General features: G+C 58.5%; 21 protein-coding genes. 11 read left to right on the top strand and 10 right to left on the bottom strand.

All coding sequences use genetic code 11. The features are described from left to right. Position 1: 1 nt before the first annotated feature. Positions 2–409, top strand: coding sequence for an SMI1/KNR4 family protein (locus tag AACY18_RS13520; RefSeq protein WP_339431481.1), 408 nt, complete (start codon positions 2–4; stop codon positions 407–409). A gap of 21 nt (positions 410–430) precedes the next feature. Here the strand turns inward: AACY18_RS13520 and AACY18_RS13515 are convergent, their stop codons facing one another. Continuing rightward, positions 431–2194, bottom strand: a complete 1764-nt coding sequence (locus AACY18_RS13515) for a cation:proton antiporter (protein WP_339465148.1) — start codon at positions 2192–2194, stop codon at positions 431–433. Between the two features lie 280 nt (positions 2195–2474). On the opposite strand from AACY18_RS13515, the gene AACY18_RS13510 reads away from it, so the two are divergent. Continuing rightward, entirely contained in the window at positions 2475–2957 is a 483-nt protein-coding gene (locus AACY18_RS13510) for an acyl-CoA thioesterase (RefSeq protein WP_007989648.1), read from the top strand. 135 nt (positions 2958–3092) lie between these two features. Here AACY18_RS13510 and pdxY read toward each other — a convergent pair whose 3' ends face one another. Then, positions 3093–3965, bottom strand: coding sequence for a pyridoxal kinase PdxY (gene pdxY, locus AACY18_RS13505; RefSeq protein WP_339431479.1), 873 nt, complete (start codon positions 3963–3965; stop codon positions 3093–3095). A gap of 117 nt (positions 3966–4082) precedes the next feature. Here pdxY and AACY18_RS13500 point away from each other — a divergent pair, with 117 nt between their 5' ends. Next, positions 4083–4496, top strand: coding sequence for a DUF3301 domain-containing protein (locus AACY18_RS13500; RefSeq protein WP_339431478.1), 414 nt, complete (start codon positions 4083–4085; stop codon positions 4494–4496). Between the two features lies 1 nt (position 4497). Here the strand turns inward: AACY18_RS13500 and AACY18_RS13495 are convergent, their stop codons facing one another. Continuing rightward, complete coding sequence (locus tag AACY18_RS13495) at positions 4498–5469, bottom strand: CobW family GTP-binding protein (RefSeq protein ID WP_339465147.1); 972 nt, start codon at positions 5467–5469, stop codon at positions 4498–4500. Positions 5470–5497: 28 nt separating this feature from the next. Here AACY18_RS13495 and AACY18_RS13490 point away from each other — a divergent pair, with 28 nt between their 5' ends. After that, entirely contained in the window at positions 5498–5854 is a 357-nt protein-coding gene (locus AACY18_RS13490) for an NADH:ubiquinone oxidoreductase (protein WP_339465146.1), read from the top strand. Positions 5855–5858: 4 nt separating this feature from the next. Here the strand turns inward: AACY18_RS13490 and AACY18_RS13485 are convergent, their stop codons facing one another. Both AACY18_RS13485 and zigA read right to left on the bottom strand, forming a co-directional pair. After that, complete coding sequence (locus AACY18_RS13485) at positions 5859–6509, bottom strand: DUF1826 domain-containing protein (protein WP_339465145.1); 651 nt, start codon at positions 6507–6509, stop codon at positions 5859–5861. Then, a complete protein-coding gene (zigA, locus tag AACY18_RS13480) occupies positions 6509–7714 on the bottom strand; it encodes a zinc metallochaperone GTPase ZigA (RefSeq protein ID WP_339465144.1) in 1206 nt (401 codons plus the stop codon). The genes AACY18_RS13485 and zigA overlap by 1 nt, the downstream gene beginning before the upstream one ends. A 223-nt stretch (positions 7715–7937) precedes the next feature. Here zigA and AACY18_RS13475 point away from each other — a divergent pair, with 223 nt between their 5' ends. Then, positions 7938–8315 carry a glutamine synthetase gene (locus AACY18_RS13475; RefSeq protein WP_339431473.1) on the top strand — a complete coding sequence of 126 codons (378 nt, stop codon included), beginning with the start codon at positions 7938–7940 and terminating at the stop codon, positions 8313–8315. Here AACY18_RS13475 and AACY18_RS13470 read toward each other — a convergent pair. Next, positions 8312–9514 (bottom strand): N-acetylmuramoyl-L-alanine amidase, encoded by a 1203-nt coding sequence (locus AACY18_RS13470; protein ID WP_339465143.1) that lies wholly within the window; start codon positions 9512–9514, stop codon positions 8312–8314. The genes AACY18_RS13475 and AACY18_RS13470 overlap by 4 nt on opposite strands. An 84-nt stretch (positions 9515–9598) precedes the next feature. Between AACY18_RS13470 and folE2 the strand changes: the two genes are divergently transcribed. From folE2 to AACY18_RS13445, 5 genes are read left to right on the top strand one after another with little or no spacing between them, the layout of a single operon-like run. Beyond that, positions 9599–10495 (top strand): GTP cyclohydrolase FolE2, encoded by an 897-nt coding sequence (gene folE2, locus AACY18_RS13465; RefSeq protein WP_339431471.1) that lies wholly within the window; start codon positions 9599–9601, stop codon positions 10493–10495. Then, positions 10492–11160, top strand: a complete 669-nt coding sequence (locus AACY18_RS13460; protein ID WP_339431470.1) for a metal ABC transporter ATP-binding protein — start codon at positions 10492–10494, stop codon at positions 11158–11160. Before folE2 ends, AACY18_RS13460 begins: the two co-directional genes overlap by 4 nt. After that, on the top strand, positions 11160–12026 hold the full coding sequence (locus tag AACY18_RS13455) for a metal ABC transporter permease (RefSeq protein ID WP_339465142.1): 867 nt from the start codon (positions 11160–11162) through the stop codon (positions 12024–12026). The genes AACY18_RS13460 and AACY18_RS13455 overlap by 1 nt, the downstream gene beginning before the upstream one ends. Positions 12027–12037: 11 nt before the next feature. Further along, complete coding sequence (locus AACY18_RS13450) at positions 12038–12913, top strand: metal ABC transporter substrate-binding protein (RefSeq protein ID WP_339431468.1); 876 nt, start codon at positions 12038–12040, stop codon at positions 12911–12913. Next, positions 12910–13470: a gamma carbonic anhydrase family protein gene (locus AACY18_RS13445; RefSeq protein ID WP_339431467.1), complete on the top strand. Its 561-nt coding sequence runs from the start codon at positions 12910–12912 to the stop codon at positions 13468–13470. The genes AACY18_RS13450 and AACY18_RS13445 overlap by 4 nt, the downstream gene beginning before the upstream one ends. A 99-nt stretch (positions 13471–13569) precedes the next feature. On the opposite strand, the gene AACY18_RS13440 is transcribed toward AACY18_RS13445, so the two are convergent. Next, positions 13570–14088 carry a DUF3617 domain-containing protein gene (locus AACY18_RS13440; protein ID WP_339431466.1) on the bottom strand — a complete coding sequence of 173 codons (519 nt, stop codon included), beginning with the start codon at positions 14086–14088 and terminating at the stop codon, positions 13570–13572. 131 nt (positions 14089–14219) lie between these two features. Here AACY18_RS13440 and cls point away from each other — a divergent pair, with 131 nt between their 5' ends. Next, positions 14220–15659 carry a cardiolipin synthase gene (cls, locus tag AACY18_RS13435; RefSeq protein ID WP_339431465.1) on the top strand — a complete coding sequence of 480 codons (1440 nt, stop codon included), beginning with the start codon at positions 14220–14222 and terminating at the stop codon, positions 15657–15659. Between the two features lie 35 nt (positions 15660–15694). Here cls and cfaB read toward each other — a convergent pair whose 3' ends face one another. The 3 genes from cfaB to bufB all read right to left on the bottom strand — a co-directional run bounded on the left by cfaB (position 15695) and on the right by bufB (position 18591). Further along, on the bottom strand, positions 15695–16882 hold the full coding sequence (cfaB, locus tag AACY18_RS13430) for a C17 cyclopropane fatty acid synthase CfaB (protein WP_339465141.1): 1188 nt from the start codon (positions 16880–16882) through the stop codon (positions 15695–15697). Between the two features lie 84 nt (positions 16883–16966). Beyond that, entirely contained in the window at positions 16967–17755 is a 789-nt protein-coding gene (locus AACY18_RS13425; RefSeq protein ID WP_339431463.1) for a DNA-binding domain-containing protein, read from the bottom strand. After that, positions 17746–18591 (bottom strand): MNIO family bufferin maturase, encoded by an 846-nt coding sequence (gene bufB / locus AACY18_RS13420; protein WP_339431462.1) that lies wholly within the window; start codon positions 18589–18591, stop codon positions 17746–17748. Before bufB ends, AACY18_RS13425 begins: the two co-directional genes overlap by 10 nt. Positions 18592–18641 lie beyond the last annotated feature (50 nt).

Raw genomic sequence — 18641 nt, 5'->3', positions numbered from 1 at the left:
CGTGGAAGAAATCATCGAACAACTGCGCGAAGCCAACGAACCCGTACCGGTTCCATTGGAGTTGCCTGACGAAGATCTGCTGGTCGAAATCGAAGAACAACTGTTCATCGATATTCCGTTTGTCTTCAAAGAGTTTTTGCTGACCGTCAGCGATGTGGTTTACGGCAGCCTGGAACCCGTGACCGTGACCGACCCACAATCCCACACTTACTTGCCGGAGGTTGCCGCCAACGCCTGGGATGTCGGTGTTGATCGCAGCCTGATCCCGATCTGTCAGGACGGCGACGACTACTACTGTGTCGAGGAAGACGGCACAGTGGTGCTGTGGCAGGCCGAAGAAGAGCTGGTTGCCGAAGAAACCTGGGAATCGGTGTGGCACTGGGCGCGGGACGTCTGGCTGGAAAGCTGATCGGCCAAGCGCCCCGAGTGGTCAGTGCCCCGACGACTCCTTGTGATTGTCGAGGGTTTCCAGCAAGGCCACCTGCATCCGCGTGTGCACGCGGATGAACCAGCGCCAGAGCAGCGCCGCCACGGCGGCCGCGACCACGGCGATCAGCACCAGCAACTTGTTGGTCGGCAAAATACTGGCCGACAAGGCTGCCAGCAGCAGAAAAATCACCAGCAGCGAGAGAATCGGGATCACTTCGCAGATCACCCGGCGCACTCGCTGCGTGTGACGCCCAGCCATCTGCGGCTTCACGCCCATCTCCGCCAGCAACATCGACAGCGCCTTGAGCTTGCGGTACGCCGCAATCAAGAACGGCAGCGACACCAGCAGCGCTCCACCCCAGATCAATGCTTTCTGCCAGCTCGGATCGCTGATCCACTCCTGCATCCAGACCGACAGACGTCCGGCAAAGAATGCGCCGGTGAAGAAGATCGCAATCACCAGCGCCAGATTGACCCCGACCTGCAACAGAATCCGCCGAATCATCGCCGCCAGCATCGCGCCCTCGCCCTGCGGCTGAATGCTGCGCAGCCATTCGCCATACATCCCGAACACTCGCGAGAGACGTTGCGGCATGGCGGCAGACAGCTTGATCGACAGCGGATCAGCGGCGCGAATCAGATAAGGCGTCAGCAGTGTAGTGATCACCGACACTGCCACGGCAACCGGATAAAGGAAGTGACTGGTCACCTGCAAAGTCATGCCCAGTGCCGCGATAATGAAGGAAAATTCGCCAATCTGTGACAGCCCCATCCCTACCCGCAGTGAGGTGCGTCCGTCATTGCCGGCGATAAAGGCGCCGAGGCCGCAGGACAGCATCTTGCCCAGCACCACGGCGACGGTGATGACCGCAATCGGCCACGCATATTGCAGCAGGATCATCGGGTCGAGCATCAGGCCGATGGCCACAAAGAAGATCGCGCTGAACAGATCACGAATCGGCTCGATCAGCCGTTCGATTTTCAGCAGTTGCCGTGACTCGGCCATGATTGCGCCGATCAGGAATGCGCCCAGCACCATGCTGTATTCGAGCTTGACGACCAGCAGGCAAAAGCCGAAACACAGGCCCAGCACGGTGATCAGCAGCATCTCGTTGCTTTCGAATTTGGCGACGTAAGCCAGCAAGCGTGGCACCAACAGAATGCCGATCACCAGCGCAACAATCATGAACAGCGACAGCTTGCCGACCGTGGAGAACACTTCGCCGGAGCTCACCGTGCCGCTGACGGCGATGCTCGACAGCAGGGCAATAATGCCGATGCCGAGGATGTCTTCGACGATCAACACACCGAAGATCAACTGCGCGAAGCGCTCGTTCTTCATTTTCAGATCATTGAGCGCCTTGACGATGATGGTGGTCGAGGAGATTGCCAGGATCGCGCCGAGAAACAGCGAGTCCATGGTGCTCCAGTCAAACCAGCGACCAATCTCATAGCCGATCCAGATCATCAGGACGATTTCGAGGAACGCCGCGATAAACGCCGTGGCGCCGACCTTGAACAGCTTGCGCAGGCTGAACTCAAGGCCCAGGCAGAACATCAGGAAAATCACCCCCAGTTCGGCGAGGGTCTTGATCGTTTCTTCGTCGTGGATGAAGCCGAACGGCGGGGTGTGTGGGCCGATGATGAAACCGGCAACGATGTAACCGAGCACCACCGGTTGCTTGAACCGGTGAAACAGGACAGTTACCACGCCAGCGACCAACATGATCACCGCCAGATCCTGAATAAAGCTGATGGCATGCATGGCGTGGGCTCCTTGATTGGCCAAGCGCGCAGTCAGACGCCAGAGAGGTCTGAGGGTGCTCGGAAAAATCCGCGTTTGTTGTGGGAACGGCCTTTTTACGCGGGTTTTTGCAGGGTAGCACCGCGACTTCGGGCTGGAAGGCAGTGCAATATATGGAAACAGAACGATCCCGGCGTGACGGCGACCTGTCGCCCGGCGTCCCGATAACGGCACTTTTGAAAAGTGACCAGGCACCCGCAGAGGTGCTTCCAGCAATCCAGCCTTGATCCGTGAGAACGTTATGGAACCCGGAAACGCCCAGCTGTCGATGACGGTACTGATGACCCCCGACATGGCCAACTTCTCAGGCAATGTCCACGGCGGCACCCTGCTCAAATACCTCGACGAAGTGGCCTACGCCTGCGCGAGCCGCTATGCCGGCCGCTATGTGGTGACCCTGTCGGTGGATCAGGTGATTTTCCGCGAGCCGATCCATGTCGGCGAACTGGTGACGTTCCTCGCCTCGGTCAACTACACCGGCAACACGTCGATGGAAGTCGGCATCAAAGTGGTGACCGAGAACATCCGCGAACGCTCGGTGCGCCACACCAACAGTTGCTTCTTCACCATGGTCGCGGTGGATGATCAGCGCAAGCCGGCGCCCGTGCCGCCACTGCAACCCCAGAACAGTGAAGACAAGCGTCGTTACATGCAGGCCCAGCAGCGCCGGCAGATTCGTCAGGAGCTGGAGAAGCGTTACCAGGACATCAAGGGCGACGCCTGATCGATCCTTTGGGACGATGTCGCTTTACAGATAGCCTTCGCGAGCAAGCCCGCTCCTGCATTTAATCGCAGCGCTCCCATGAGAACGCGGTCGAATGTGGGAGCGGGCTTGCTCGCGAATGGGCGCGATGCGGTCTTACAGACTGATCGCCGTAGCCTCGAACTTCACTCGCGGATGCGCAATTCGGTCCTGCGCCCGCACCAGTTGCAGTTCGTAACTGGCGCTCGCCTGAGTCTCCAGCAACACTTCATGCACCGCCGCCGCCGTGAATTCGAACGCGGCCACCAGGCTGTCGCCCAGCAGCACCCGCGCCAGGAACAGACCGGACGTCAGATCGCCCACGCCCACCGGCTGGCGCGGGAACGCCAGCAACGGACGGCGCAGATGCCAACTGCCCTCGGCAGTCACCAACAACATCTCGAAGCCATCCGCCGGTTTACCCGGGTAATCCAGATGTTTGACCAGCACCGCTTTCGGCCCGCGCGCCAACAATGCCCGCGCCATCGCCAGGCAATCGAACAAGGACTGCGGCTTGCGCCCGGAGAAGCTGTCCAGTTCCAGTTGGTTCGGACACATAATGTCCGCCACCGCGGCCGCCTCTTCCAACAAGAAGTCGCTGACCTCCGTCGGCACGCTGCAACCCTTCTGCGGGTGCCCCATCACCGGATCACACAGATAGAGCGCCTTCGGGTTGACCGATTTGATGCGCGCAACGCCGCTGAGAATCGCCCGCCCCTGTGCGGCGCTGCCCAGATACCCCGAGAGCACCGCATCGCAGTTGCCCAGTTCGCCAATCGCAGCGATGCCTTCGACCAGTTCGGGAATCTGCTGAGGCGACAGCACTTCACCAGCCCACTGACCGTATTGGGTGTGGTTGGAGAACTGCACGGTGTTGAGTGGCCAGACATTCACCCCGACCCGCTGCATCGGGAAAACCGCTGCACTGTTACCGGCGTGGCCAAACACCACATGGGACTGAATGGCGAGCAGATGAGGCGTACGTTTCATTCGGGTTTTTCCGTAAAACGATTGAAATTCAAGCCGCGCAGTATGCGACGAAACGCAGTCTGTACGACAGACCGGCGACGCAGTTAAGCTGACGCCATCTTTTGGAGTTTGATGTTGATGCTGACCCTCGAAAACATCTTTGTGTTGATGCTGTTTGCCGCTGCCGGCGCGTGGCTTTGGCACAACCACGGCTTGCGCGAGCGAGCGCTGGAGCGGGTCAAGCAGCATTGCCTGAACGTGCGCGTCGAGTTGCTCGACGGCAACGTTGCGCTCAAGAAGATCGGCTTGATCAAGGACGCCAACGGTCGCCGACGTCTGGCGCGGGTGTACACCTTCGAATTCACGGTGACCGGCGAAACCCGCCACAACGGCACCATCACCCAGTTTGGCGCCCACAGCGCGCAGATCGAACTGGCACCCTACCCGGCGCCGTTCGACGATACGCCGCCCGTGGTCGAAGTCCACAAGCCTCGCGCCGAAGTGATCGAACTGAGTCAGTGGCGGCAGGAACACACCAAATGGAAGCCGTGAGTCAGCTCGCCTGAGTCCGGCACTGCGCCAACCCTGCCTGCAGTTGATCGATATTCTGCGAGTCGGCGAAGATCAGCTCGATTCGCGAATCCTTTCGCCATTCACTGGTTTGCCAAGTCAGCTCGGCGTTATCCAGAGCATTTGCCGAAAACCAACCGTCGGCGCTGTGGATAACCAGTTTGGCCCTGGCCCAGACAAGGCTTTGAAGCCAAACAGCCATTCGCTGCTGATCGAACGTCTGGCTCGGATGCCAGCGCCACCCCATGCTCCAACCGCCCTCCTGTGCCCGACTCAGGCAAATCGGTAGCGTCGGATCGCTCCAGACCGCCGGCATCTGCGCCAATCCTTTGGGCGCGACCCAGTTATCCACACCCGCCACCGCTTGCACGGCCAGGCCCGGCAGTTCGCTCAAGGGCAGTTGCGCCTGTTGCGTCCAGATCAGCCTGACGGGCGGCAACTGACTGGCTATTTTCTGGCGGGCGCTCCCATCCAGGCCTTCAGCCTTGTTCAGCAACAGTAAACCGGCACGGTCCAACGCTTGCTGTTGCGCTGTCGGCAGCGCTTTCCCCGCGTTGAGCGACTGGGCATCCAGCACCAGCACACACGGTTGTATCGCCAGTACGCCCTGCCATGGCGCTTCGCTCAGCTGTTCAAGTAACTGCGCGGGATGGCCCAGCCCGGAAGGCTCGATAAACAGCCGATCCGGTTTGGCCTTGCGCAGCAAACGTCCAAGGCCGACCTGAAACGGCGCACCATTCACGCAACACAAACAGCCTCCGGCCACTTCACCCAGTGCGATACCATCGCCGTCGCGAGTCAACAGCGCAGCGTCCAGGCCGATCTGACCGAACTCGTTGATGAGCACGGCCCAGCGTTCACCGACCGGTCGTTGCGCCATGAGCTGGCGAATCAGGCTGGTCTTGCCGGCGCCCAAAGGGCCGGCGATGACATGGGTAGGAATGTTCTGCAACATGGCCGGGAATTTTCTGAGGAGAGCGAAGATGCGTTGGAGGGGATGGTCGTTGTTGCTGATGCTGGTGTCGAGCGAAGTGTTGGCCCAGGCCTGCGTGGTGCACAGCCAGAGCGAGCGGCTCGACGTCAAAGTCTGCCAGCAGAACCGCAACATCCCGGAAAAACTGTTCAACGACGGCTTCTGCCAACCCACGTTGGCCGGGCAAAAAGTCGAGGTGCAGTACCTCGACCAGTGCCCGACCGGAGCCTTCGGCGTGTGCAGCAACGCGCAAGTCGCCAATATGCCCTATCGCCAGGATACTCACTATTACGGCGTGGCCACGGATGCCGCTTATCTACAGCCCTATTGCGAGGGGCAGAGCCAAGGCAAATGGCTCAAGCCTTGAAGCGTTAGCCGAGCCAGTCGAGGGTCAGAATCAGCCGACGCTCGCCGGCCGCCGGCTGGGGCGAGCGATGAATCAAGCCAAAACCTTCATTGCCGTGCCACTTTTCGCCCTTGAATAACGCGACTTCACCGCTGGCCAGTTGCTGGATCTGTGCCGAGTCTTGCGGCTGCGAATTCGCCTGGCCCAGTTGCTGACGATCCATCGTGCCTTCTTTGAGCCATTGACTGCCGACACCCGCATACGTGGTGATCAGCCGTACCGGCACATGATCAACGTGAAAACGCGGACACATGGCCTTATCCAGCACCCGCAGACGCAAGCCGATACGCCGGGCGCCGAGCAGACACGCGAAGGCGCTGACCAGCCACTTCAGGTCTGCGATAAAGCCCTCGTAACCCTGCAGATCGCGAAATCCGCCCGCCAACCCGGTGAGATCCGGCTCGGCCTCTTCATCAGCGATATCCAGGCACAGCGACTCCGCCAAGGGTTCGTTGAGTGACAGTAGCAAATCAGCGAAATCAGCGATGTGCCGCGGTAGTTGCCGCTGCCAGACCGCCAGGTTTGTTTCGTCCTCAAGAATGCGTGCCAGCACTTTGGGCGTGGGCCCCTGATGCTGATAGCGGGTGCAGTTTTGCAACATGTTGAGCGCAAGCATCAGGCGGCCTCTTCATGCCAGGGACCGAACGGATCCGGCATCGATCGCCAACCTTCGACGCCGATCGCCATTTCATCATCGTTCAGCAAACACTCGTCGAGTTCGGCAGAAAGCTGCACGAAATCGATGTTCTGACCGATAAACACCAACTCCTGACGGCAGTCTCCGACGCTGGCGGTCCAGTTTTCCATGATCGCGGCGGTACTGTCCTGATCCTGCGGCCATTGGTTTTTCGGCACGAAACGCCACCAGCGTCCGGCAAAACCATGGCGCATCAAACCACCGGCCTGGGACCAACTGCCCGCGTCAGCAGGCTTGCTCGCCAGCCAGAAGAAGCCTTTGGAGCGCAGCAATTTGCCGTTGAGCCACGGACGATCAATGAAGTTGTAAAAACGCTGCGGGTGGAAGGGGCGGCGCGCGCGATAGGCGGTAGAGGCGATGCCATATTCATCCGTTTCCGGGACGTGCTCACCGCGCAGCTCCTGCAACCAACCGGGGGCTTGCGCAGCTTTTTCAAAATCGAAACGACCCGTGTTGAGAATTTTGTCCAACGGCACTTCGCCCATGACCATCGGGATTATTTCGGCCTGAGCATTGAGGCATTTGAGGATGGCGATCAGTTGTTCGCGCTCGCTCTGGCTGATCAGATCGATCTTGCTGATCAGCAACACGTCGGCGAACTCGACTTGCTCAATGAGCAGATCAGTGATGGAGCGCTCGTCCTCCTCACCGAGGGTTTCACCACGGGAGGCAAGGCTTTCGGCGGCCTGGTAGTCGAGGAGAAAATTCATGCCGTCGACGACTGTGACCATGGTGTCGAGACGGGCGATGTCAGCGAGGCTCTGTCCCTGCTCATCGCGGAAGGTGAAGGTCTCCGCCACCGGCAGTGGCTCGGAGATCCCCGTTGACTCGATCAACAAGTAATCGAAGCGGCCATCACGGGCGAGCTTGCTGACTTCCTCAAGCAAGTCCTCACGTAACGTACAGCAGATACAGCCGTTACTCATTTCCACGAGTTTTTCTTCGGCGCGGTTCAGGCTGACATCGCGCTGGACTTCGCTGCCATCAATGTTGATTTCGCTCATATCATTGACGATGACGGCGACGCGCAAACCGTTTCGATTACGTAGTACGTAATTCAAAAGTGTACTTTTACCGGCGCCAAGAAATCCGGAAAGTACGGTGACGGGCAATTCGGCTGACATTGGATAATCCTCATTAGATAGCAGCCGATCAACGCATTGGTTGCGCATAACGTTTTCTAGCCCCCACACGACAGGTTCGTGGAAGGTGAACGCTTGAAATCGGCCGGCTCAGGCTCAGTTCAAATTAATGTTATATTATAACAACATGAATAGACCAGCCCGCCTCTTGCCCAAAACGACGAAGAGCAGGAAGCTGCAACCCCTCTCACGCCCGGGAAACGCTATGAAAAATGCGCTGAAATGCTCGCTATTGAGCCTCACGCTGTTAACGACTGGCAGCGTTTGCGCGCAAATTCCGGAGCTCGCCAAGTGCACACGCAGCGCTAATCTGCTGGCCTGCGTCGATGCCGATGGCAACGCCTATAGCGTCAATACGGTAGGCAACACGCTCTATCTGCGCGGCTTTGAAAAAAGCAGCCAGCGTTACTGGGCGCAAACCAACAGTCGGTTCGGTCAACTGACGTTCTTCACCGGCGTCGCCTCCGACGGGGAAGCCTGGGTGGGCTATACCCGTCGGGTTGGTTGGACGACTATCAACCGCTTCTCCAGTTCGGGCGGTAGCAGCGCGAAGTTCACTTGTAGCCGAATCACCGGCTGCTAGGCCTGCGTTTTTTGCCGGGTCTGCTGCCACGCGAGGTAGCTGTCGATGGGCGGATTTTTTTCAAAGTAGCGCTGCAGCCCGTCAAATAAACCATCAGCGACGGCCTGTTGATGCCGCGTCGTGACCAGCCGCTGACTGTCACGCACGTTGGAAATAAAGCCGGTTTCCACCAGGATCGAGGGCACATCTGGCGATTTCAAAACCGCGAAGCCTGCTTGCTCGACGCGCTTTTGGTGCAGCGTAGTAATGCCTGCAAGACTGCCGAGAACCGTTTTCCCAAGCTGCAAACTAGCTGCGATCGTCGCGTTCATCGACATGTCGAGAATCACCCCGGCGAGCATCGGATCCTTGTCTTTTAGATTAAGCAGGCTGGTGGCGCCGAGCAGATCGACACCGTTTTCGCGTTGCGCCATAAAGCGGGCAGTCGCTGATGTCGCGCCACCTTCAGACAGGCAATACACCGACGCGCCAGAGGCCGTCAGACGCGGCGCCGCATCGGCGTGTACCGAAATGAACATGTCGGCCTTGTGCTGACGAGCGATCTCGACACGCTTGCGCAAAGGCACGAAGAAGTCGTCGTTGCGCACCAGCTTCACGTCAAAACCTTTCTCTTTTTTCAGACGTTTGGCGAGCAACTTCGCGATGGATAACACCACATCCTTTTCCCGCTCTCCCTTGGCGCCGACTGCACCAGGGTCCTTTCCACCATGCCCAGGGTCGACAACCACGATAATGTCGCGCTTTGGATGAACCTTATCCAAGGATGTTTCACGTGGAACCATTGGCAATGCAAGGGGCTGCTTGGCGCTGACCAAATCCAACACAAGCCGATGCCCCTGACCCTCCTGTGGCGCCAGAAGGAAGCTGTTCAGCAGTACAGGACGGCTCAAATCGAGAACAATCCGCGTATCGCCACGGCCAAAAACGCCGGATCTGATAGATCGAATTACGGTGTTTTTTAACGCTAACTGACTGAAATCTGCGCTGACACTGGCCCCACTGAAATCAATAATGAGTCGCTCCGGAGCACTGAGCGTGAAGGTTTTGTAGCGTACCGGTCCGCTTAAATCGAAGACCAAACGCAGCTTTTCATCTGAACGCCAGAGTCGAGCGTTGCGGATTTGCGTAGCTGACACGCTGAAAGGGAGGGCGAAGGCCGCACTGGCCAGAATCAAATTGAGCAAGTGACGTCTGTGCATATGAAAGCCTGTTCATGAAAAAGGCATCGTGATTTGAATTGTTATAATGTAACATCTAATTCAATCAACACGATGGCCCCGAACATGAATTCGATGACACTCCCGGATATCGCCGCGCAGACGGCTCGCCAAGCTTTACCCCTCGAATGGGTGGGCATGTGCGGCATTGAGTTACCCGTGTTGCTGGAAGGCCAACGTCTGAGCGCCAAGGCGGATGCCGGTGTGAGTCTCGATGACGGTGAAGCACGCGGCATTCATATGTCGCGACTCTATGTGTCGTTAGCGGCCCTCGAACACACAAACCTCTCCCCCGGTTTTTTGCGCCAAATACTCCGTCATTTTCTCGATAGCCATGACGGCTTATCCAAAAATGCCTACCTGAATATCCACACCGATCTGCTATTGAAACGCCCCGCTTTGGTGAGCCCGCTGGCCGGGTGGCGATCCTACCCAGTGACCCTTTCAGCCAGCCTGAAAAACGAAATGTTCCACGTGGAACTCAAAATTGACGTGCAATATTCCTCGACGTGCCCTTGCTCTGCAGCACTGGCGAGGCAACTGATCCAGCAACAATTCATTGATGACTTCGCTAACAAACCGCTGCAACACGCCGACGTTTTGTCTTGGCTCGGTACGAACAAAGGCATCGTCGCCACGCCACACAGCCAACGCAGCACTGCGCAATTGCACCTGCAACTCGATGAATTTATCGATGAGCTGCCGATGAGCACGATTATCAACGATGCTGAAGCAGCCCTCGGCACCGCCGTCCAAACCGCTGTGAAACGTGCTGACGAACAAGCCTTCGCCTTGGCCAATGGACAGAATCTGATGTTCTGCGAAGACGCCGCTCGCCGACTGAATCTGGCCTTACGCCGCTCACCGGGCGTCAACGCCTTTCACCTGCGAGTGATTCACGCAGAAAGTCTGCACGCCCATGACGCCGTCGCCGAAAGTCGTTGGCACCGGGAGAACACATGATCCGCTGCCAATCCTTGAGCTGGGGCGCACCCGGCCAGCCGCTGACTTCGCCTCTGAGTCTGGAATTCGAAACAGGCAGTCTTACCGCGATCATTGGCGCCAACGGCTGCGGCAAAAGCAGTTTGTTGAAAGTGATGGCGGGCCTGCAAAAACCCCTGGCAGGCCACGTCACCCTGAGCGTTCCACGGCAGAGCGGACTGTCCTTCCTCCCACAACAACAGCATCTGGATCGGCAATTCCCGATTAGCCTGGAGGAGCTCGTGGCCGCCGGATTCTGGGGACGCAGACTGTCGACAACATTGCGCGCCCAGCGCCTCAAAACCGCACTGGAAAACTGGCACCTTGGTGGACTCGAGCGCCGTCCACTCATGGCGCTATCGGGCGGCGAATTACAACGCGCCCTGCTCGCTCGACTTAGCCTGACGGACACACCTGTGCTACTGCTGGACGAACCCCACGCCGCACTCGATGAACTCGGTCAGCAGTTACTCTGGCAACACATCCACGCATGGCATGCAGAGGGACGCACACTCGTCGTGGTGTGTCATGACCTGAGCGCCGTGCGCCAACACATCCCCCAAACCTTGCTGATCAAAAACACTGGCTGCATCTACGGTCCGAGCGCCGAACTGATCCGGCAAACACCTCATACGCAGGTAGCCTGATGCTCACCGTCGCCCACTTCTGGCAGCCGTTCAGCGAGTTCGTCTTCATGCGTCGCGCCTTGTTAGGCGGGCTGGTATTGGCCTGCAGCACCGCCCCCCTGGGTGTGTTTCTGATCTTGCGGCGCATGAGCCTGATTGGTGACGCCGTCGCCCACGGCATCCTTCCCGGCGCCGCATTGGGCTTCTGGTTCGCCGGCCTGAGTCTGCCGGCGCTGACACTCGGCGGCCTCGGTGCCGGTTTGACCATGGCCGGTCTCGCCGCGTGGATCACCCGACGCACGGGCCTGCGCGAAGACGCCAGCCTGGCGGCGATCTATCCAATCTCCCTGGCCGCCGGCGTGCTCATTCTTGGCGTGGCCGGCAAACGCCTCGACCTTTTGCACCTGCTGTTCGGCTCGGCCCTGGCCGTCGATGGACCAACCCTCAATGGCATGTTGTGGGTCTCGGCGCTGAGCCTGATGGCCATGACGCTCATCTACAAACCGCTGCTGCTCGATACTCTCGACCCTCTATTTTTGCGAACCGTCAGCCGCCTCGGCCCGCTCGCCCATGGTGTGTTTCTGACGCTGGTTGTACTGAATCTGGTGATCGGTTTCCAGGCGATCGGTGCGCTGATGGTGGTCGGGCTGATGATGCTTCCCGCTGCGGCTTCACGATTCTGGAGTCGACGCCTCCCCATCCTGATCGCCGTTGCAGCAACCCTGGGTTGCCTGTCGGTATGGCTCGGTTTGTTGCTGTCGTTCTATTACTCACTGCCCAGCGGCCCCGCCATCGTACTGGTCGCCGGGACAGGTTATCTGCTGTCCGTGGTGTTCGGACCGGTGCACGGCTTGTTGCGCCGCCCGCCTTTGCTCACATCCCAATGAGGTGTTTCCCGATGCGCGCTCTACTCGTGCTGTTCAGCCTGATGCTATCGATGTCGTTGTCGGCGGCAGAAAAATTGCCAGTGGTCACCAGCTTCAGCATCCTCGCCGACATGGTGCATCAGGTCGGCGGCGAGCATATCCAGATCACCAACATGGTCGGCCCGGACGCTGACGCACACACCTATGAGCCGACACCGGACGATGCCAAAGCCCTGCTCACGGCCAAACTGATCATCAAGAACGGGCTCGGTTTTGAACCATGGCTGGATCGTCTGGTGACCAGCACTGAGACCAAAGCCCCGGTCGTCAGTGCCAGTCACGGCGTGATTCCACGTTCGCTGGATGAGGACGGCGAGACCGTTCCCGACCCGCACGCCTGGCATAATCTGGCCAACACTGAGCTGTACATCGCCAACATCACCAAGGCACTGATCGCGGCTGACCCGGCGAACAAAGCCGATTACGAACGCAACAGCAAAACCTACCTGACGCACATCTACGCCCTCCTCGCCGAAGCCAAGGCCAAACTGGGTTCGCTACCGCCGGGCAATCGCAAGATCGTCACCAGCCATGATGCCTTCGGTTACCTCGGTCAGGCCTACGGTATCGACTTCATGGCTCCCCAGGGGCTGTCGACCGAGCGCGAACCGTCCGCCGCAGAAGTCGCGGCACTGATCACCCAGATCCGCCAGGCCCACGTCAAAGCAGTGTTCATGGAGAACATCAAGGACGCTCGCCTGCTCAAACAGATCGCCGACGAAAGCGGCGCGCACATCGGCGGCACGCTTTACTCGGACGCCCTCGCCGCGAGTGGCCCGGCCAGCACCTTCACCGGCTTGTTCGAATACAACCTCAACACCCTTTACGACGCGCTGAGCCGACCATGATCCGCAAAAATCCTTCAGGTGATTTACCGCACATTGCCGAATCGGCCTATGTCGACAAAACCGCGATCATCTGCGGCAAAGTGGTGATCGGCGAAAACGTCTTCGTCGGCCCGTACGCGGTCATCCGTGCGGACGAGGTGGATGCATCGGGCGGGATGGAGCCGATCACCATCGGCGCCAATTCGAACATTCAGGACGGTGTGGTGATCCACTCGAAATCCGGTGCCGCGGTGACCATCGGCGAGTTCAGCTCCATCGCACACCGCTCGATCGTGCACGGCCCGTGCGTGGTCGGCGACCGGGTATTCATCGGCTTCAACAGCGTGTTGTTCAACTGCGTGGTTGGCAGTGGCTGCGTGGTACGCCATAACTCCGTGGTCGATGGCCGCGATTTGCCAGACGCGTTCTATGTGCCCTCCACCACCCGCATCGGCCCGAACACCGACCTGTCGTTATTCACGCCGGTGAGTGTCAGCGCCTCGGAGTTTTCCGAAGACGTGGCGCGTACCAACGTCGATCTGGTGCGCGGCTACAAAGCCCTGCAGAACGAGTTCTGACCCCTCATTTTGATAAGGCTTTAAAGACGCGTTTACGAACAAGCCCGCTGCCACAAGGTCAACACTAGACCGGTGGCAGCGGGCTTGCTCGCGAAGCATTTAAGCTCTTGGTTTTACGGCGCCGCAATCCTGGCCCAGCCATACCGCGCGGGTTTCCAGACTGCCCTTCTGATTGATACCGATGGCGTTGAACGTACCGTTGGCGACCGTGGTGAATTCACGATCACTGAGGAACGTGGCCACGCCAGTGCCCTGCGCTCTCGGGCAACTGAAGCGGAATTTCCATTGGTTGCCGCTACGCTCGGTGATCTGCTGTTTGCAGCCCGATTGCGGATCAGCCAACGGAATATCATCGGTCGCCACTTGCTGCGGCGTCAGGCAGGCGCGGATGCCTTTACCGCCAATATTGATCCCGTTCTTTTCCAGCGCTGCCCGCTGTTGGGGAGTCATCTGTCCCTGGAGTTGGCCAAGGATCGATTGCACATCCATCGGTTGATCATCGACTTTCACATTGCTCGAGGTCATTTCCCACAGCCCCGGCTGCAGCATCTGCGCCTGAGCCATCACCGGCATTGCCAAACCCAGGCCCAGCGCCAAACCCAGCAGACGAACGTTCATCGATAAACTCCTGATCAGTAGTGGCCGTTAGACGTCAGCCGATTGCTTCGGTTCATGCACCAATTAAATAGCGACATTCGCGATAGAACATGGTCTGTTAAGCATTGAATCTTGCGGAGCAAGGCTGCCCCATGGATTATTTTGGACCGCACATTTTCGGTTATATGATCGCCCTGATACACACCCTCGGATTGATCGCCGCGATTCATGCGGTGTTGACCGTGCGCACGGCTCAGGGCTCGATCGCCTGGGCATTGTCGCTGATCTTCATTCCCTACCTGACGCTTATTCCTTACCTGGTGTTCGGACGCAGCACATTCGATGGGTACATCAAGGCGCGACGCCAGGCCAACGAACAGATGCGCCAGGCCATCTCCGAGCTGAACTGGCGTCCATGGGTAGAAGAAGCCCTGACTGCCCGCGCCTCGAATGCCTACGCCTCGCTACGCGCCATGCCCAAACTGGGCCGCATGCCGTGCCTGGCAAACAACCAAGTACAGTTGTTGGTGAATGGCACAGACACCTTCGATGCAATTTTTCATGCCATCGATCAAGCCCGCGAGGCGGTACTGATCCAGTTCTTCATCATTCATGACGACCGTCTCGGCCAACGCCTGCGCGATTTGCTGCTCAAGAAAGCCGCCGAAGGCGTGACCATCCATTTGCTCTTCGACGGCATCGGCAGCCACGCCCTGCCCCACAGCTATGTGCAGGCATTGCGTGATGGCGGCGTCGAAGTCAAAGCCTTCGCCACACGCAGCGGCTGGCTCAACCGCTTTCAGGTCAATTTCCGTAACCACCGCAAAATCGTCGTGGTCGATGGTGTGATCGGGTTTGTCGGCGGGCATAACGTCGGCGATGAATACATGGGGGAGAAACCACCGTTGGCGCCATGGCGCGACACCCATGTGCAGGTGCGAGGCCCGGTGGTGGCGTGCATGCAGGAATCCTTTGCTGAAGACTGGTTCTGGGCCGCGCGAACGTTACCGCCGCTCATCTTGCCGGATGAGTACCCCGACGATGGCGTGCTCTGCCAACTGCTCGCCAGTGGGCCGGCGGACGCTTATGAAACCTGTTCCCTGTTTTTCGTCGAAGCCATTCATGCCGCGACAGAACGGGTGTGGATCACCAGCCCTTACTTCATTCCTGACGAAGCCGTATTCGCGGCGTTAAGGCTGGCGGTTTTACGCGGTGTGGATGTGCGCTTGCTGCTGCCTTCGCGTCCCGATCACCGTATCGTCTATGCCGCCTCCAGCCTCTATGCGTTTGAAGCGGTTCGGGCAGGCGTGCGCGTATTCCGCTACCAACCGGGGTTCCTGCATCAGAAAGTCGTGTTGATCGACAGTGAGATCAGCGCCATCGGCAGTGCCAATCTGGACAACCGCTCGTTCCGGCTGAATTTCGAAGTGATGCTGCTGACCGTCGACAGCGATTTTGCCGCCAACGTGGAACACATGCTCAACGAGGATTTCGAGCAAGCCTTTGAGATCGCCAAAGAAGAAAGCCGGAAGATCCACCGCCTGCAACAACTCGGCATGCGGATCGCCCGGCTTATTTCACCGATTCTCTAAACGCTCCCTCCTACAGGTTGAGGGAGCGGTGGCTATCAAGGGTGGTAGATGTCGTCACGGGTCCAGGGCAGTTCATGGCTGCCATCGGCGTGCGCTTTCACCGCGAGAATCTGGTGCAGATTGATCCAGCCATGCGCAAATGCGTAAGCACAGCCGGCCAGGTACAGGCGCCAGATGCGCAGCGCCTGATCAGGCACCAGCTTCGCGGCGGCTTCGAGGTTGTCCTCCAGCCGCTCGCTCCAGTGATCGAGCGTACGGGCGTAATGCAGGCGCAGGCTTTCGACGTCGACAATCTCCAGCCCGGCTTCGCTGATCTCGCCCGAGATCATTGCCAGGTGCGGTAGCTCGCCGTTGGGGAATACATATTTCTCGATGAACTCCCCGGCACCACGCCCCACCGGACGACCATCGGTGTGCTTGGCGGTGATGCCATGGTTCATCACCAGACCGCCCTCCTTCACCGCGCCAAACAAGATTTTGCAGTATTCGGCGAGATTGGCGTGGCCGACGTGCTCAAACATACCGACGCTGACCACTTTGTCGAAACGCCCGTCCTGGGGCAGATCGCGGTAGTCGAGCAGTTGCAGTTCGATCAGGTCTTCCAGGCCTTCGGCTTTCACCCGCTCGCGGGCCAGTTCCAGTTGCGCGTTGCTGAGGGTGATGCCCAACACCTTGGCGCCGAACTCCCGGGCGGCGTAACGCGCCAGGCCGCCCCATCCACACCCGACATCCAGCAAATAGTCGCCTGGCTGCAAACGCAGCTTGCGACATAGATGCCGGAATTTGGCTTGTTGCGCCTGTTCAAGCGTTTCGCTGCCGGTCTCAAAGTAAGCGCAGGAGTACGCCATGTCGCTGTCTAGCCAGAGCTGGTAGAACGCGTTGGACAGGTCGTAATGATAGGAGATGGCTTTGGCGTCGGTTTCCTTGTCGTGCAGCGAGCGTACCGGATTGGTGTCGTCATCCTCATCGGACAAAGCACTGCTCCACTCGTCACAAACACGGATGACCTCGGCAATCGAACCTTCCAGTTCGAGCTTGCCCTCGACAAACGCCGCCCCCAGCGCATCGAGGCTTGGATGGGTCAATTGCGAAACCATCTGGGGATCCTTGACCACGATGGTGACACTGGGCGATGGCCCGAGATTGAACTCATGGCCATCCCAAAGTCGCAGACGAAGCGCAAGCTGCAGATTCTGTAAGGCCGGTGGAAGTTGCGCGAGCATGGAAAACTCCCCCTGTTTCAGAAGTCAAATCTGAGGGTAGACCATCCTTGAAAAATAGCAGGCTATCGATTTAATTAGCCTTATCTATTGTGGCAGACGCTCTAACAGGCCTTCCTGCACCCACTGTTTCAACCAGGTCACGGCCTGAAGTGGAGCGCCCTCTTCATAGATGACTGCTAACTCGGCGCACAGTTCGGCGAAACTCCAGCCTTCGTTTACCAAACCATTCAGAGCCTTGGCCTCGGCAGATTCCAGACTGCGGTAATGACAGATCAGATCGTTACGCCAGATCAGGTAGATCTGAGGGGTTTGGAGTGGCTGGCTGGGCGGGAAATCGGTTTGTTCCTTAACGGAACGCCACAGGGCGACGCTGTTGAACCGGCATTCCAGCCACTGAACGCACGGCGCGAGTTTGACCCGCAGCGTTGGCCATTCTTGCGCGGACAGCGTCGTCATGGTTTCCAGATTTAACGGCTCACCCGCTGGCGCATCGAAAGCCAAAGTGAATGCCCACTCGAGCCTCGCCATTTCAGCCAAAGGCGCACTGTGTTCAGGCACCAGATGCTCGCGAATAAACCCCTCGAAACCTTTACCCAACCAACGCAGGCTGTAATGCGCCGACGGGTATTGACGCAGGTACGCGGTGGCGAGCGAGTCGAACGCCTCGTCGCCCATCCAGTACCAGATCACCGGAAAATCGTTGCGCAACACTTCCAGTAGACGGGCCTGATAAGCGTTGTGATAGATCGCCAGACCGGTGCCGACATCCAGCGTAGGCCCGCCGATCAGACTGGCGCCCAGCAGCGGTTGGGCTGTGGCCGCCTCATCCAGCAAATACGACTCGAATGCCAATTGCCATTCTTTCAGGCGCATTGCTGTCTCCCGGCCAGAACCCTTTCACCCAGCGCCCGCGCCTTTTGCAGTTCATCGAGCAACTCTTCAAAAGGCGGAAAGTGATCGTCACGTTCCAGCAAAGTAGCCACCGGACCGAAGTGCTCCAACGTACGTTGATACAACGCCCAGACGGGGTCGCTCACCGGTTGGTCATGGGTATCGATGACGTAATCGCCGTAGTCACTGTGTCCCGCCAGATGCAGTTGACGCACCTTGTCGGTCGGCAGGCTGTGAATGAACGTCCACGGATCAAATCCATGATTGCGAGAACTGACGTAGACATTGTTGACGTCCAGCAGTAACTCACAACCGCTCTGCCGACTCAGGGCAGCAAGAAATTCCCATTCCGTGAAATCATCTGAGGCAGCTCGGACATAACTGGAGACGTTCTCCAGCACCAATGGCCGCTGCAAAACGTCCTGAACGTGGCGCACGCGTTCGGCAATGTATTCAAGACTTTCTTCGGTGTAAGGCAGAGGCAGCAAATCGTGCAACTGATGAGCGTTGCCGCGACTCCAGCACAAGTGATCGGAGATCCACGCGGGGTTGACCCGTTCGGCCAGTTGCTTGAGTTGTTTCAGATAGTCCACATCGAGGGCATGTGGCCCGCCGATGGAGAGTGAAACGCCATGCATCACCAGCGGATAACGCTCGGCAATGGCGTCCAGGTAATACAGGGCTTTACCGCCTTGCACCATGAAATTTTCGGAGACCACTTCAAACCAGTCCACGTTCGGCGACTGTTCGAGGATCTGCTGGTAGTAAGCGCTACGCAATCCCAGGCCATAGCCGAGGAAGGGGTCAGAGGCGGACATGTGCAGACTCCTGTTAAAAAGTGGCCGCAGTGGCGTGAGCCACTGCGGCG

This window comes from Pseudomonas sp. EA_65y_Pfl2_P74, from assembly GCF_963970575.1.
GTDB classification, from domain to species: domain Bacteria; phylum Pseudomonadota; class Gammaproteobacteria; order Pseudomonadales; family Pseudomonadaceae; genus Aquipseudomonas; species Aquipseudomonas baetica_A.
Note: the sequence above shows the minus strand (reverse complement) of the source record. Positions and strands in the feature narration are given on the sequence as shown.

Coding starts and splice junctions, on each gene's coding strand:
- AACY18_RS13515 (WP_339465148.1), bottom strand. CDS start 2,194: ATGCATGCCATCAGCTTTATTCAGGATCTGGCGGTGATCATGTTGGTC.
- AACY18_RS13510 (WP_007989648.1), top strand. CDS start 2,475: ATGGAACCCGGAAACGCCCAGCTGTCGATGACGGTACTGATGACCCCC.
- pdxY (WP_339431479.1), bottom strand. CDS start 3,965: ATGAAACGTACGCCTCATCTGCTCGCCATTCAGTCCCATGTGGTGTTT.
- AACY18_RS13500 (WP_339431478.1), top strand. CDS start 4,083: ATGCTGACCCTCGAAAACATCTTTGTGTTGATGCTGTTTGCCGCTGCC.
- AACY18_RS13495 (WP_339465147.1), bottom strand. CDS start 5,469: ATGTTGCAGAACATTCCTACCCATGTCATCGCCGGCCCTTTGGGCGCC.
- AACY18_RS13490 (WP_339465146.1), top strand. CDS start 5,498: ATGCGTTGGAGGGGATGGTCGTTGTTGCTGATGCTGGTGTCGAGCGAA.
- AACY18_RS13485 (WP_339465145.1), bottom strand. CDS start 6,509: ATGCTTGCGCTCAACATGTTGCAAAACTGCACCCGCTATCAGCATCAG.
- zigA (WP_339465144.1), bottom strand. CDS start 7,714: ATGTCAGCCGAATTGCCCGTCACCGTACTTTCCGGATTTCTTGGCGCC.
- AACY18_RS13475 (WP_339431473.1), top strand. CDS start 7,938: ATGAAAAATGCGCTGAAATGCTCGCTATTGAGCCTCACGCTGTTAACG.
- AACY18_RS13470 (WP_339465143.1), bottom strand. CDS start 9,514: ATGCACAGACGTCACTTGCTCAATTTGATTCTGGCCAGTGCGGCCTTC.
- folE2 (WP_339431471.1), top strand. CDS start 9,599: ATGAATTCGATGACACTCCCGGATATCGCCGCGCAGACGGCTCGCCAA.
- AACY18_RS13460 (WP_339431470.1), top strand. CDS start 10,492: ATGATCCGCTGCCAATCCTTGAGCTGGGGCGCACCCGGCCAGCCGCTG.
- AACY18_RS13455 (WP_339465142.1), top strand. CDS start 11,160: ATGCTCACCGTCGCCCACTTCTGGCAGCCGTTCAGCGAGTTCGTCTTC.
- AACY18_RS13450 (WP_339431468.1), top strand. CDS start 12,038: ATGCGCGCTCTACTCGTGCTGTTCAGCCTGATGCTATCGATGTCGTTG.
- AACY18_RS13445 (WP_339431467.1), top strand. CDS start 12,910: ATGATCCGCAAAAATCCTTCAGGTGATTTACCGCACATTGCCGAATCG.
- AACY18_RS13440 (WP_339431466.1), bottom strand. CDS start 14,088: ATGAACGTTCGTCTGCTGGGTTTGGCGCTGGGCCTGGGTTTGGCAATG.
- cls (WP_339431465.1), top strand. CDS start 14,220: ATGGATTATTTTGGACCGCACATTTTCGGTTATATGATCGCCCTGATA.
- cfaB (WP_339465141.1), bottom strand. CDS start 16,882: ATGCTCGCGCAACTTCCACCGGCCTTACAGAATCTGCAGCTTGCGCTT.
- AACY18_RS13425 (WP_339431463.1), bottom strand. CDS start 17,755: ATGCGCCTGAAAGAATGGCAATTGGCATTCGAGTCGTATTTGCTGGAT.
- bufB (WP_339431462.1), bottom strand. CDS start 18,591: ATGTCCGCCTCTGACCCCTTCCTCGGCTATGGCCTGGGATTGCGTAGC.